This is a genomic window from Streptomyces sp. NPDC048504, from assembly GCF_043200035.1.
In the GTDB taxonomy this organism is placed as follows: domain Bacteria; phylum Actinomycetota; class Actinomycetes; order Streptomycetales; family Streptomycetaceae; genus Streptomyces.
In genome coordinates, this window is the sequence record NZ_JBICXA010000012.1 from 209,020 (window position 1) to 222,437 (window position 13,418).

Here is a 13,418-nt window from a genome sequence, read left to right on the forward strand (position 1 = left end):
ACGAATACACATGATCTGCCGCGCAGATGACATGCCGTCAGCGGGAATTCCCCGCCGCCGGTGGTCCGACTGCGAGGAGAGGAGGTTCGGTCAATGACGCTCGAACTGGCCTGGTTGCGTACCTGGGTCGAGGTCGTGGATACCGGCGGTTTCACCAGAGCGGCCGAAAAGTTGCATTTGTCGCAACCGCGCGTCTCGGCGCACATCGCGAATCTGGAACGCGAACTCGGCTGTCTGCTCATCGAACGCCGTATCCGACCGCTCACCCTCACCGACGACGGACGCGCTCTGCTGGCCCGGGCGCGGTCGGTTCTCGCCGCCGCCGACGAATTGGTCACCGCCCGCCAGACCGACCGGGGCGACATCTCCGGAACCGTCACGGTCGCGAGTTTCGCGAGCGGGAGTTCGGAATTCCTTCCTGCGGTCATCACGGCGCTGCAGAAGGAGCATCCGCGGATCCGGGTGGCGGTCCTGGATGGCGACGCGGGCTTCATCGAGGCGGCACTGTCCGAGCGCAGGGTCTCGGTGGCCCTGCGCCCGGTCCGGCCCGAACCCCACGACCACGGCTTCACCATGCGCCCGTTGTGGCGGGAACCCTTCGTCATGCTCGCCCCGACCGGTCATCCGCTGCTCAAGAAGAGCGAGATCGAACTCGCGGACTTCGCGGACCAACGCGTCATCACGATCGGCGATCCGCTCGCCAATACGGTCGTCGGATACGAGGCCGAGGTCGAATTGAGCATCAAGGACCTGGTAGCACCCTCCGGAACGGTCTCCCATCAGCCGACCACTCTCGGTGCGATGGTCCGGGCCGGACACGGAATCGGCATCATCAACTATCTGGGTGCGGTGATGATCCTGCGCGAGGGAATGGAAATGCGCCCCATTCAGTATCTCAACCGCTATCGGGACGTGGGAATCTGGTGGCACTCCGAACGACCGCTGGGCGCGTCCGCACGGGCTTTCATCCGAGCGGTGATAAAGGCGCCGAGGCCCGAAGGCACGACCGCCGTTCCACCGGTGTGACGCGGCCCGGATCCATTCGCGGAACGAATGCCCCACATCCGCCAATCACCGTTGACGATCGGGGGTGACCGCGGCGAGGTTGGAGGAAAACGAGAGGCAGAACGAAGGGAGTCGCGATGGCCGATGTCCGCACGTACACGAATATCGATGTGGCGGTGCGCAATGACACGTCGGACGTGGGTGAGGGGCCGGTGTTCGATCCTCGCACCGGGCATCTCCTCTGGGTCGACATCTACGGCCGCAAGATTTTTCAGGACGACCTGTCCACGGGTCGACAGACCGTCACGGATGTCGGCACGATGGTCGGCGCGGTCGCACCGCGTGCGACGGACGACGGTTTCGCCGTCGCGGTGGGGGACGGGTTCGGCTACGTCACCGGCGACGGGCTGACCCTGGTCGACCCGGTCCTCCCCGAGCCGAATCTGCGCATGAACGACGGCAAGGTGGACTCCCGCGGCAGGTTCTGGGCCGGCAGCAACGACATGGAGTTCGCACCGGGCCAGGGCCGACTGCACCGCTGGGACGGCGGCAGCCCGAGCGTTGTCGTCGCGGACGGACTCGTCCTGCCGAACGGGCTCGGCTGGAACGCCGAGGACACCGTCATGTACCTCGCCGACAGCTACGCCAACCTCCTGTACCGCGCGGACTTCCACGCCGAGCCGGGAGAACTCGGCCGCCTGGAGGTACTGACCAAGACCGAGGGGGTCGGCGTCCCCGACGGCCTCGCCGTCGACATCGAGGGCTGCTTCTGGGTGGCCATGCACGGAGGACGCGAAGTCCGCCGCTACGACCTGACAGGACGCGTCGTCGGGCTCGTTCCGGTGCCGGTACTCCAGCCCACCAGTTGTGCCTTCGGTGCGGACGACTGCCTGTTCATCACCTCCGCCCGAAACGGCCTCTCCGCCGAGGAGTTGACCAACTCCCCGCTGTCCGGCTCCGTCTTCGTCGTCGAGACCGGGACCGAGGGGGTTCCTGTCCGGCCGTTCCGCGCCTGACCCGACTCCCCTGGTGACCCAACTCCCCTCAGGGCACTGCGCATTCGTATTCCGGATGACGGACCATCGATAACCGTCTTTCCCCTGCGCGGTGTTGGCGTCCTACGGTCGATCGTGTGAACCGTGAACGTCGTGACTCAGTGGAACGACCGGATCCGGGACCTGCGGCCGACGTCAGGCCGCTGGTGCCTCGTCCCGGCGTGGACGACATAGGGCTGCTCCTCGGCGATGTGCCGCGCGGAACGCTCCTCGAACTCGCCGACGGCACGACACCGGCCGTCGAGGACATCGCCGCCGGACACAAGGTCGCGTTGCACGCCATCCCCAAGGGCGCACCGGTCCGCAAGTACGGCGAGGTCATCGGCGTGGCCCTGTCCGACATCCCGGCGGGCGGGCACGTCCACGTGCACAACCTCGGAATCGGCCGGTGGGAGGAGCCGACCGCGAGCCCGTCGCCGACGCGCACGCGACCGACCGCCGTCTCCCCCACTCGCGACCGCTTCCTCGGCTACCGCAGGGCCGACGGACGCGCGGCCACCCGGAACTACATCGTCGTGGTCCCGACCGTGAACTGCTCCGCCACGGTGGCCCGGATGATCGCCCTCCGTGCCGACGAGCGCCACAAGGGAACACCGGGCCTCGACGGCGTCATCGCGCTCCCGCACGACCTCGGCTGTGGAATGGCGGAGGGCACTCCCGGGGACGCGATCCTACGACGCACACTTCGCGGTTACCTCGGCCACGCCAACGTCGCGGGCGCCCTCCTGATCAGCCTCGGCTGCGAGGTGAACCAGCCGGAGAATCTTCTCGGCGAGAGTGAGAGCACAGGTCTGGGTGTCGAGACCCTCGCCATCCAGCAACTCGGAGGCACCGCAGCCACGTTGAACACGGCGCTCGACCGCATCGCGGACCTGGTCTCGCGCATCACCCGGACACACCGCGTACCGATCCCGCTCGCCGAACTCACCCTCGGCCTCCAATGCGGCGGCAGCGACGCCTACTCCGGACTCACCGCCAACCCCACGCTGGGCGTGGCGGCCGACCTGCTCGTCGCGGCCGGCGGCAAGGTCATCCTCGGGGAGACCCCGGAGATCTACGGCGCCCACCACCTCCTACGAGACAGGGCATCGACCCCGGAAACGGCGGCCCGCATCGACCAACTCATCGCCTGGTGGCAGGAGTACACGGACGCCAACGGCGCGACCCTCGACAACAACCCGTCGCGCGGAAACCGGGCCGGCGGCATCACGACCATCTGGGAGAAGTCCCTCGGCGCCGTACTCAAGTCCGGGACCAGCCCGCTGAACGACGTCGTCGGATACGCGGAGCCGGTCACCGCGCCGGGCCTCACCTTCATGGACACCCCCGGCTACGACCCGGTGTCGGCCACCGGCATGGTCGCCGGCGGCGCCAACCTGCTCGCCTTCACGACCGGACGCGGCTCGCTGTTCGGCTCCCGTCCCGTCCCCTGCCTGAAGATCAGCACCACCAGCGGGCTGTACGAGCGGATGCGCGGCGACATCGACTTCGACGCCGGGCCCGCGATGAGCCACACCGATCAACTCACGTACGGCACGGCCTTGTTCGAGGCCCTCGTTGACATGGCCTCCGGTACCGGGAGCAAGTCCGAGGCGCTCGGGTTCGGGACGGAGGAGATCGTCCCCTGGCGCATGGGAGCGGTCCTGTGACGGTCAACCACGCTCTCGGTACAGGTCACGCAGCATCGCGATCTCGGCCCCGTGGTGCAGCACTTCCTGGTTGACCCACCACACGATGTCGATGAACGGCTCCTCCGCGTCGCTGCCGTGCGGGTAGGTGCAGTACCCCACGGTGTCGAGCGCGGCCTCGTCGGCACTCACCAGCGCCTTCCGCCAGGCACCCGCACCGGCGTCGAAGGCATCGACCGCACCGACGGCATCGCCGCTGACGGAGAAGTCGTCGCGGGTCAACGTACGGCTGCCGGCCGTGTGGTCGGCGCGGAGGGTCAGCAGCTCGGTGAGATGGCTCAGCCGCCACGCGATGGTGGTGAAGGGCGGCGGCCAGGGGTGCGGGTAGGCGGCGACGTCCCGCCCCCAATCGCCCTGTCCCGTAAGGGTAGTTGCCCGTACTCCCGGACCGTCCGTCCGCCGTCGCACCGACCAGCAGTCCGGCACCGGCTCCCAGAGATACTCCGCGTCGGTCATGGGCCCGACCCGGGTGTCCGTGCCGTCGCCGCTGTCCATGACGGGTCCCGTCATACGGCTGGAGAGACGTTCGCACGCGAAGTCGAACTGGTCGAGCAGCGGAACCAGACGGGGTGGGATCACGGGGCACTCCTGTGGCAAGCCGGTCGGGCTGCGGTACGGCGGTCTGCCGACCCGGCAACCTAACAGCGCGCCTGCCCCGCCGCCCCTCCATTACGAGGTGCGCGCACGCAGTCGGCGCAGCATCCGCGCGTCCTCGAAGCCGACCGTGCGGGCGGCGGCGTCGATCGTGGCGCCGTGGCTGATGAGGTGCTCGGCGCGTTCGAGGCGCAGGGTCTGCTGGTACCGCAGCGGGGTGAGTCCGGTGGCCCGGCTGAAGAGGCGGGTCAGGGTGCGCTCGCTGACGCCGACCGCCGAGGCGAGGGCGGGCAGCGGAAGCGCCTCGCCGAATCGCGTGTCGATGAGGTCCTGGGCCCGGTGCACCGTGTCGTCGAGGTGGGAGCGGTGCCGGAGCATCGCGCTGGTCTGCGGCTCGTGGCCGTTGCGGCGGGCGTAGACGACCATGTCCCGGGCGATCTGCGCGGCTACGGCGGGGCCGTGCCGGGTGGCGACGATGTGCAGGGCGAGGTCGATGCCACTGGCGATGCCGGCCGAGGTGATGATCCGGTCGTCGGTGGTGAACAGGACGTCGCGGACGACCGCCGCCTTCGGGTGGCGCAGGGCGAGTTCGTCCTGGACGTCGTGGTGGGTGGTGCAGTGGCGGCCGTCGAGGAGTCCGGCCCGGCCGAGCGCGTCGGCGCCGGCGCAGACACTGGCCACCGTCCCGCCCTGGGCGTGGTGGTCCCGGAGGACGCGCAGAGCCGTAGCACCGATGGAGGGTGCGGCGGCCAGGGTGACGGCACGCCACCCCGGCACCACGATCAGGTCCTCGGGGCCCAGCTCTGGCCAGTCGAGTCCGGCCGCCAGCGGCAGCCCCTGGGCGCTGGTGACCTGGGGCTGCTCGGCGACGTAGGAGAGCGTGTACGGGTGCCCGAAGTCGGCCGCCGTGGAGAAGACCTGCGCGGGGCCTGCCAGGTCCAGCAGGTGGACTCCGGGTACCAGGAAGAAGACGACGTTGCTCACGATCCGGTCATCATGCCTGATGTGCTGCGGCGGCTTCCAGTTCGTCGACCGTCGCGATGGTGGCGAAGCGGCCGGCGAGGGCGTACTCGGTGCGGCGGATGATCTCGTCGGTGGGGAGGGTGCGGGGGTCGGCGAGGAGTTCGGCGACGGTCTGGTCGGCGGGGGCGTCGCGGTGCGGGATGGGGTTCGTGGCGGTCGCGTCGGTGACGAAGGTGACCTGGTAGCCGAAGTCGCTCGCGACCCGGGTGGTCGTCTCGACGCACTGCTCGGTGCGGATGCCGCAGACGGTGAGCTCGCGGACGCCGTGCTCGGTGAGGAGTTGCTGCAGGTTGGTGGTGGTGAAGGCGTTGTGCGACGTCTTGAGGAGGAGTGGTTCGCCCTCCGCGCGCTCCAGTTCGTCCATGAGGCGGACGTGGCCGAGGGCCGGGTCGAATACGCCGCCGCTGCCGGGCTCGGAGTGCAGGACCCACACCACGAGGTCACCGGCCCGGCGGGCGAGCTGGACCAGACGGTTCGCCTGTTCGGCGATCTTCGGGTCGGAGATGGTCTCCCACAGCGGGCGGGCTCGGAAGGATTCCTGGACATCGATGACGATCAGTGCTCGGGTCATGTCCCAAGACTGCGCCGTGCGGGCGGGGTGGCGACAGGCCGCATCGGGTCCGGGACCGGACCGATCCGGTCACCGGGGTTGAGCGGCCTGCCGCCGTACCGTCTACCTCAGTTCGACGAGCAGGTCGCCGCCCTCCACCTGCTGGATGCGGTTGATGGCGAGGCGGGCGACCCGGCCGGACTTGGGCGCGGTGATCGCCGCCTCCATCTTCATGGCCTCGATCGTGGCGACGGTGACCCCGGCCTCCACCTCGTCGCCCTCCTCGACCGCGAGGGTGACCACGCCCGCGAACGGCGCCGCGACATGACCCTGGTTGGCGCGGTCGGCCTTCTCGGTGACGGGGATGTCGGACGCGGCTGCGGTGTCACGGACCTGGATCGGCCGGAGTTGGCCGTTCAGCGCGGACATCACCGTGCGCAGCCCGCGTTCGTCGGCCTCGCCCACGGCCTCCAGCTCGATCAGGAGACGGACGCCGGGCTCCAGGTCGACCGTGTACTCCTTGCCGGGCCGGATGCCGTAGAAGAAGTCCTTGCTGTCCAGGACGCTGGTGTCGCCGTAGGTCTGGCGGTGGGTCTCGAACTCGCGGGTCGGGCCGGGGAACAGCAGGCGGTTGAGGGTGGCGCGGCGGTCCTTGTCGAGGGCCGTGCGGTCCTCGGGGCTCAGTTCCTGGACGGGCTTGGGGGCTGCGCGGCCCTGGAGTGCCTTGGTGCGGAACGGTTCGGGCCAGCCGCCGGGCGGAGTGCCCAACTCGCCCCGCAGGAAGCCGATCACGGAGTCCGGGATGTCGTAGCGGTCGGGGGACGCCTCGAAGTCGGCGGGGCTCACTCCGGCGCCGACCAGGTGCAGGGCGAGGTCGCCGACGACCTTCGACGACGGGGTGACCTTCACCAGGTGGCCGAGGATGCGGTCGGCGGCGGCGTACATCGCCTCGATGTCCTCGAAACGGTCGCCGAGGCCGAGCGCGATGGCCTGGGTGCGCAGGTTGGAAAGCTGGCCGCCGGGGATCTCGTGGTGGTAGACGCGGCCGGTGGGTGAGGCGAGGCCCGCCTCGAAGGGGGCGTAGATCTTGCGGACGCTCTCCCAGTACGGCTCCAGGTCGCCGATGGCCTGGAGGTCGAGGCCGGTGGGGCGGTCGGAGTAGTCGGTCGCGGCGACGATCGCGGAGAGGGACGGCTGCGAGGTGGTGCCCGCCATGGAGGCGACCGCGCCGTCGACGGCGTCCGCGCCCGCTTGGATCGCGGCGAGGTAGGTGGCGAGTTGGCCGCCCGCCGTGTCGTGGGTGTGCAGGTGTACCGGCAGGCCGAACTCCCGGCGCAGCGCGGATACGAGCGTCGCGGCGGCGGGTGCTCGCAGCAGGCCCGCCATGTCCTTCACCGCGAGGACGTGGGCGCCCGCCTCAACTATCTGTTCGGCGAGGCGGAGGTAGTAATCGAGCGTGTAGAGGCGCTCGCCCGGGTCGGACAGGTCCGAGGTGTAGCAGAGGGCCACCTCGGCGATCGACGTTCCGGTGGCGCGTACGGCGTCGATGGCGGGGCGCATCTGGCCTACGTCGTTCAGCGCGTCGAAAATGCGGAAGATGTCGATGCCGGTGGCGGCGGCCTCCTGGACGAAGGCGTCGGTGACCTGGGTCGGATACGGCGTGTAGCCGACGGTGTTGCGACCGCGCAGCAGCATCTGGAGGCAGATGTTGGGGACGGCCTCGCGCAGTGCGGCCAGCCGGTCCCAGGGGTCCTCGGCGAGGAAGCGCAGCGCTACGTCGTAGGTGGCGCCGCCCCAGCACTCCAGCGAGAGCAGTTGGGGCACGGTGTGGGCGACGACCGGGGCCACCGCGAGGAGGTCCTTGGTGCGGACGCGGGTCGCGAGGAGAGACTGGTGGGCGTCACGGAAGGTGGTGTCGGTGACGCCGATCGTGGGCGACTCGCGCAGATGGCGGGCGAAGCCCTCGGGGCCGAGTTCGGCGAGCAACTGCCGTGAACCGGCCGGGGGTTCGGTGCTCGGGACCGGCGGCAGCTTGGTGGTCGGGTCGATCAGGTCGGGACGTTCACCGTGCGGCTTGTTGACCGTGACGTCGGCCAGGTAGGTCAGCAACTTGGTTCCGCGGTCGGCCGATTGACGGGCCGTCAGCAGCTGCGGGCGTTGCTCGATGAACGACGTGGTGATCCGCCCGGCCTGGAAGTCCGGGTCGTCCAGCACCGCCTGGAGGAACGGGATGTTGGTGGCCACGCCGCGGATGCGGAACTCGGCGACGGCGCGCCGGGCGCGGTTGACGGCGGTGGTGAAGTCCCGGCCCCGGCAGGTGAGTTTGACCAGCATCGAGTCGAAGTGGGCGCTGATCTCCGTACCGGCGTGGGTGGTTCCACCGTCGAGCCGGATGCCGGAGCCGCCGGGCGAGCGGTAGGCGCTGATGCGGCCGGTGTCGGGGCGGAAGCCGTTGGCGGGGTCCTCGGTGGTGATACGGCACTGGAGGGCGGCGCCGTGCAGGGTGACCGTCTCCTGCGAGAGGCCGAGGTCGGTGAGGGTCTCCCCCGAGGCGATCCGCAACTGCGACTGGACGAGGTCGACGTCGGTGACCTCCTCGGTGACCGTGTGCTCGACCTGGATGCGCGGGTTCATCTCGATGAAGACGTGGTTGCCGGCCGGGTCGAGGAGGAACTCGACGGTGCCCGCGTTGCGGTAACCGATCTCGCGGGCGAAGCGGACGGCGTCCGCACAGATCCGGTCGCGCAGGGCGGGGTCGAGGTTGGGCGCGGGAGCCAGCTCGACGACCTTCTGGTGGCGGCGCTGCAGCGAGCAGTCGCGCTCGAAGAGGTGGATGACGTTGCCCTCGCCGTCGGCGAGGATCTGCACCTCGATGTGCCGGGGGTCGACGACGGCCTTCTCCAGGAACACGGTGGCGTCGCCGAACGCCGACATGGCCTCGCGGGCCGCCGCCTCGATCGACTCGCGCAGGGTGGCCGGGTCCTCGACGCGGCGCATACCGCGTCCGCCACCGCCGGCCACGGCCTTCACGAACACGGGGAAGCCGATGTCCTCGGCGGCGCGGACCAGTTCGTCGACGTCGGTGGAGGGCGCCGAGGAGCCGAGCACCGGTACACCGGCCGCGCGGGCGGCGGCGATCGCCGTGGCCTTGTTGCCGGTCATCTCCAGGATCTGGGCACTGGGACCGACGAAGGTGATGCCCGCCTCCTCGCAGGCGCGGGCGAGTTCGGGGTTCTCGGAGAGGAATCCGTAGCCCGGATAGACCGCGTCCGCTCCCGCGCGCTGGGCCGCGCGGACGATCTCCTCGACGGAGAGATAGGCGCGGACCGGATGCCCGGGCTGACCGATCTCGTAGGCCTCGTCGGCCTTGAGCCGGTGCAGCGAATTGCGGTCCTCGTGGGGGAAGACCGCGACCGTTCGCGCGCCCAGCTCATAGCCGGCGCGGAACGCCCTGATCGCGATCTCTCCACGGTTGGCGACCAGCACCTTGCGGAACATTCCCGATCCCTTCAGCCTGCCGATGACGTGCACCATGGTGTCGGCGCCGCCCCTGTAACGCCATGTGAGCCGGGACACTAGTCGCAAACGTGTCGCGTGGTGCGCTCCGACGAGCCGACGGTAAAGAAATCGTATGGTCTAGTCCAAAGTGAGCTTTGGTCCAGTCCAATCCATTGACGTGGCCGCGACAGCACCAGAAGCTGGGCGCCTCCCCCACTCCCACCGGAGGCACAACGTGACACGTCTTCGTGCATGTCTGGTCGCGGCGGCCGCCGTGACGACCGCCGCCGCGGGCACGACCGCGCTGGTCGCGACCAACGCCCAGGGCGCCACCGACGCGGCCACCGCGCTCAGCAACCGCTGGTACGCCGCGGCCCCCTATCTGATGCCGACGGACAACAACCCGCCGGACGCGGGCGCCATCATGGACGCCACCGGCCTCAAGGCCTTCCAGCTCGCCTTCGTCCTCGCCCCGAACGGCGGCGGCTGCTCCCCCACCTGGGGCGGAACCTCACCGGTCTCCTCGGACACCGCCGTCCAGTCGGTGATCAACACGATCCGCGCCAAGGGCGGCGACGTCTCCGTCTCCATCGGCGGCTACGGCGGCACGAAGCTCGGCCAGGCCTGCTCCGACCCGGCCTCGACCGCGGCGGCCTACCAGCAGGTGATCACCAAGTACGGCCTGCACGCGATCGACTTCGACCTGGAGGAGCCGGAGTACGAGAACACCGCGGCCATCCACAACGAGATCGGCGCGGCCAAGATCCTCCAGCAGAACAACTCGGGCCTGTACGTCTCCGTCACCACGGCCGGTACGGCGGACGGCACCGGCTGGTTCGGAAAGCAGATGCTGCTGGAGGCGAAGTCGCAGGGCTTCACGCCGAACAACTTCTCCATCATGCCCTTCGACGGCGGCTTCAACGGCGCGGCCTCCCAGACCAGCGCACTCACCAACTTCAACTCGATCCTCCAGTCCACGTTCGGCTGGGACCAGGCGACCGCGTACGCCCACGAGGGCTTCTCGGGGATGAACGGCCGCAGCGACACCGGCGAGTACTTCACCCAGGCGGACTTCCAGACCGTCCTGAACTACGCCACCAGCCACAACATGGACCGCTTCACGTTCTGGTCCCTCAACCGCGACCGCCAGTGCACTCCGGTCGACAACGGCGGTACGACGTCCGGGACTTGCTCCAGCGTGGCGCAGAACGCCTGGGACTTCGCCAAGTACTCGGTGCAGTTCGCGGGCGTGACCCCGCCGACCTCGACACCCACGCCGACCCCGACTCCGACGCCCACCCCCGGCACGTGCAAGACGGCGTGGAGTTCCACGGCCGTCTACACGCAGGGCAACGAGGTGTCGTACGGCAACCACAACTGGGTGGCCAAGTGGTGGACCCAGAACGAGGTGCCCGGTGCCTCCCAGTGGGGCCCGTGGCAGGACGAGGGCTCCTGCTGATCTCCGGCGGGATCAGTAGGACACGGGCTGCGACGTCAAGTAGGCCTTGAGAAAGGCGTACTTGGCGTCGCTGTCCGCTGCCGGGAGCGTGGCGAAGTGGTCACCGAGCTCCATCGTCTGCCAGGTGCCGGTGTCCAGGGCCGGCCAGCTGGAGAGACTGCCGCCGTTCGGGTCGCCCGTGGCCGCGAAGTTCGCCACGTACGAGGCGGCGGTGTCGGCGATGTCGTAGTCGCGCGACGCCCACGGGCGGTCGGTGTTGTAGATGAAGCCCAGCAGGTAGTAGACGTCGGCCCCGTCGAAGGCGCCCGAACTGCCGGTTCCGACAACAGGGTTGGTGGCGTCGTGGCCCGGCGGGACCCGGGTCCAGAAGTACGTGTGTACGGGACCACGATTGCCCGCGGTGTCCTCGAACTGGCCGCCCCACAGGAAGGTCGAGACGCGTTCCTCGTCCCGCGCGTAGGCGTTGTACTGCGTGGCGGCCTCCGCGTCGGTGGTCGCCGGGTACAGGTCGAGGAACGTATCGGTGAGGCCGACCGGCCCGAACTGCGAATCGGCGTAGGCCTGGTATTGGGTCAGCGTGGGTGAAGCGGCCTTCCCGTCCCGGCAGTTGCCGGTGAGGACCGGTACGTCGATCTCCCTGCTCGCCTCCATGGCCTCCGTGTATGTGCTCGGTAGGACGTATCCGTCGAGTACATCGCCGAAGCCGGTGGCGTCTGCCGGTGCTCCGTCGGCGTAGGTCCGCGCCACGATCTCGTCGGCGGACAGCGCGCGCAGATCGGCGAGGGCCGAGCAGTCCAAGTAGGCAGCGAAGGCAGTGCCGTTGGTCTCGGCGGCTGCCAACGTGCGGTAGCCGTACGGCGATTGACCGAGCGCGGGGTCCTTGGTGTAGTGCACGCCGGACGGCAGCAGGGCCCGGTGGAACAGACCCCGGGCCGCCCGCGAGGCCATCAGGACGTTGACGAGGTTCGCGCCGTTCTGCCAGCCGGCGAGCGTCACCCGGTCCGGGTCGCCGCCGAACGCGGCGATGTTCCGGGACACCCACTCCAGCGCCGCTACGGCGTCCAGGGCACCCCAGTTGCCGGAGGCGGCGTGCCCGGACTCGGCGCTCAGGTCGGGGTGGGCGAGGTCGGCGAAGGGGCCGACGCGGTGGTTGACGCTGACGAAGACGACGCCCTTGTTGGCCAGCAGGGTGCCGTTGTAGATCTCCTGTCCGGTCCAGATCGCGGTGTCACGGCCGCCGGGGAGCCAGACGAGGACCGGTCTGCTGTCGCCCGAAGTGGCCGCGCCGGTCCAGATGTCGAGGTTGAGGCAGTCCTCGCTCAGGTCTGGCACCTGGTCGCTCGGGATGCCCGTGACGGGCTGGGGGCAGGCCGGGCCCCACGCGTTCGCCTTGCGGATCCCTTCCCAGGACGGGGCCGGCTGGGGCGGGCGCCAGCGGTTGGCGCCGGCGGTGGTGTCCGCGTACGGGATGCCCTTGTAGGCGACGATGCCTTTCAATCCGCCCTGGACGCCGGTGACTTGGCCGGACTCCGTGGTCACGGGGTCGTCGGCGCTCCGGCTGGTGCGCCGGTCGGCGGCCGACGCGACACCGGAATCGAGGCCGGTCGCCAGCACGGTGGCGGCGGTACCGGCGAGAAAGCCACGGCGGTTGAGGTCTCGCGAGCGCACAGGAGCTCCCTGTCGAGTGGGGGGGACGGGCGAGTCGCACCATGCTCGGGCGGCCGCCGGAGCGCGGCAAGCGGAACGCCCGGACTCACAGACTCGACAGTTTCGACAGCTGTTCGACAGTTCAACTCCCCTGCTGTCAGAGGATGTTGACCGCCCGCGCGACGACGAGGACGACGATCGACACGGAGACCGTGGACTGGCCCATCATCAGCATCTTGGCCCAGCGGGAGAGCGGCATCACGTCGGTCGGGCTGAAGGCGGTGGAGTTGGTGAAGGACAGGTACAGGTAGTCCAGGAACACCGGTTCCCAATCCGGCGGCGCGGTCTCCGGGCTCTGCATCTGGACGAAGAGGAAGTCGGCGTACTGGTGGTGCCCCATGACCCGCGCCATCGGTCCGCCGCGGTCCCACTCCCAGTACCAGAGGGCGAACACGATGACGTTCGTCAGCCAGATGGCGCCGCCGGTCAGCAGCAGCGGCCCGGCGCCCAGCCCCTCGGTGCCCCTGACCAGGCCCACCACCAGCCGGGCCGCCGACCAGCTGTTGGCCAGGCTGATCACGCCCGTCAGGACCAGGCTCGGCCAGCGCAACCACCGTGTGCCGGGCTCGATCCGCCGGGGATTGGCGACGAACAGGCCGACCATCAGCGCGATTTCGAGGGCCGGCAGCAGCCAGTACGGCTGGAAGGCGAGCCGGTGCGGCAGCATCAGTTGCAGGGCGAACGCCACCAGGATCACGGCGGACACCGCCCACCGTGTCTCGCCGCGCGTCACCCGGCGCCACGCGGGCACCACATCGCGCCCGCCGTTCTCCAGCAGCCGCTCGATCCTGGCCAAGCGGCTCTCGGAGTCGCCCCTACCGTCCGTACCGTCCGTCATG

General features: G+C 69.6%; 10 protein-coding genes. 4 read left to right on the forward strand and 6 right to left on the reverse strand.

All coding sequences use genetic code 11. From position 1 onward, the window contains the following. The first annotated feature begins 93 nt into the window (after positions 1–93). From ACGFY9_RS28745 to ACGFY9_RS28755, 3 genes are all read left to right on the forward strand, one after another. The gene (locus ACGFY9_RS28745; protein WP_393758847.1) at positions 94–1,026 is read left to right on the forward strand and encodes a LysR family transcriptional regulator; all 933 of its coding nucleotides are present in this window, start codon (positions 94–96) and stop codon (positions 1,024–1,026) included. A gap of 116 nt (positions 1,027–1,142) precedes the next feature. Next, positions 1,143–2,021 (forward strand): SMP-30/gluconolactonase/LRE family protein, encoded by an 879-nt coding sequence (locus ACGFY9_RS28750; protein ID WP_393758849.1) that lies wholly within the window; start codon positions 1,143–1,145, stop codon positions 2,019–2,021. A gap of 200 nt (positions 2,022–2,221) precedes the next feature. Continuing rightward, a complete protein-coding gene (locus ACGFY9_RS28755; RefSeq protein ID WP_393758851.1) occupies positions 2,222–3,709 on the forward strand; it encodes a UxaA family hydrolase in 1,488 nt (495 codons plus the stop codon). A 3-nt stretch (positions 3,710–3,712) separates the two neighbouring features. Here the strand turns inward: ACGFY9_RS28755 and ACGFY9_RS28760 are convergent, their stop codons facing one another. The 4 genes from ACGFY9_RS28760 to ACGFY9_RS28775 form a co-directional block, all read right to left on the reverse strand. Next, complete coding sequence (locus ACGFY9_RS28760; protein WP_393758853.1) at positions 3,713–4,327, reverse strand: DinB family protein; 615 nt, start codon at positions 4,325–4,327, stop codon at positions 3,713–3,715. A gap of 90 nt (positions 4,328–4,417) precedes the next feature. Then, complete coding sequence (locus ACGFY9_RS28765) at positions 4,418–5,326, reverse strand: GlxA family transcriptional regulator (RefSeq protein WP_393758855.1); 909 nt, start codon at positions 5,324–5,326, stop codon at positions 4,418–4,420. A gap of 10 nt (positions 5,327–5,336) precedes the next feature. Continuing rightward, the gene (locus ACGFY9_RS28770; protein ID WP_393758857.1) at positions 5,337–5,936 is read right to left on the reverse strand and encodes an isochorismatase family protein; all 600 of its coding nucleotides are present in this window, start codon (positions 5,934–5,936) and stop codon (positions 5,337–5,339) included. A 102-nt stretch (positions 5,937–6,038) separates the two neighbouring features. Then, positions 6,039–9,413 carry a pyruvate carboxylase gene (locus ACGFY9_RS28775; RefSeq protein WP_393758859.1) on the reverse strand — a complete coding sequence of 1,125 codons (3,375 nt, stop codon included), beginning with the start codon at positions 9,411–9,413 and terminating at the stop codon, positions 6,039–6,041. A gap of 235 nt (positions 9,414–9,648) precedes the next feature. Between ACGFY9_RS28775 and ACGFY9_RS28780 the strand changes: the two genes are divergently transcribed. After that, positions 9,649–10,872: a chitinase gene (locus ACGFY9_RS28780; protein ID WP_393758861.1), complete on the forward strand. Its 1,224-nt coding sequence runs from the start codon at positions 9,649–9,651 to the stop codon at positions 10,870–10,872. A gap of 12 nt (positions 10,873–10,884) precedes the next feature. Here the strand turns inward: ACGFY9_RS28780 and ACGFY9_RS28785 are convergent, their stop codons facing one another. Together ACGFY9_RS28785 and ACGFY9_RS28790 are read right to left on the reverse strand one after the other, a co-directional pair. Then, positions 10,885–12,540, reverse strand: a complete 1,656-nt coding sequence (locus tag ACGFY9_RS28785) for a carboxylesterase/lipase family protein (RefSeq protein ID WP_393758863.1) — start codon at positions 12,538–12,540, stop codon at positions 10,885–10,887. A 136-nt stretch (positions 12,541–12,676) separates the two neighbouring features. Further along, complete coding sequence (locus ACGFY9_RS28790) at positions 12,677–13,417, reverse strand: hypothetical protein (RefSeq protein ID WP_393758865.1); 741 nt, start codon at positions 13,415–13,417, stop codon at positions 12,677–12,679. Position 13,418: the final 1 nt, after the last annotated feature.

What these genes read in the sequence shown, in the direction of transcription:
- ACGFY9_RS28745 (WP_393758847.1), top strand. Translation starts at nt 94, where the DNA reads ATGACGCTCGAACTGGCCTGGTTGCGTACCTGGGTCGAGGTCGTGGAT.
- ACGFY9_RS28790 (WP_393758865.1), bottom strand. Translation starts at nt 13,417, where the DNA reads ATGACGGACGGTACGGACGGTAGGGGCGACTCCGAGAGCCGCTTGGCC.
- ACGFY9_RS28750 (WP_393758849.1), top strand. Translation starts at nt 1,143, where the DNA reads ATGGCCGATGTCCGCACGTACACGAATATCGATGTGGCGGTGCGCAAT.
- ACGFY9_RS28770 (WP_393758857.1), bottom strand. Translation starts at nt 5,936, where the DNA reads ATGACCCGAGCACTGATCGTCATCGATGTCCAGGAATCCTTCCGAGCC.
- ACGFY9_RS28775 (WP_393758859.1), bottom strand. Translation starts at nt 9,413, where the DNA reads ATGTTCCGCAAGGTGCTGGTCGCCAACCGTGGAGAGATCGCGATCAGG.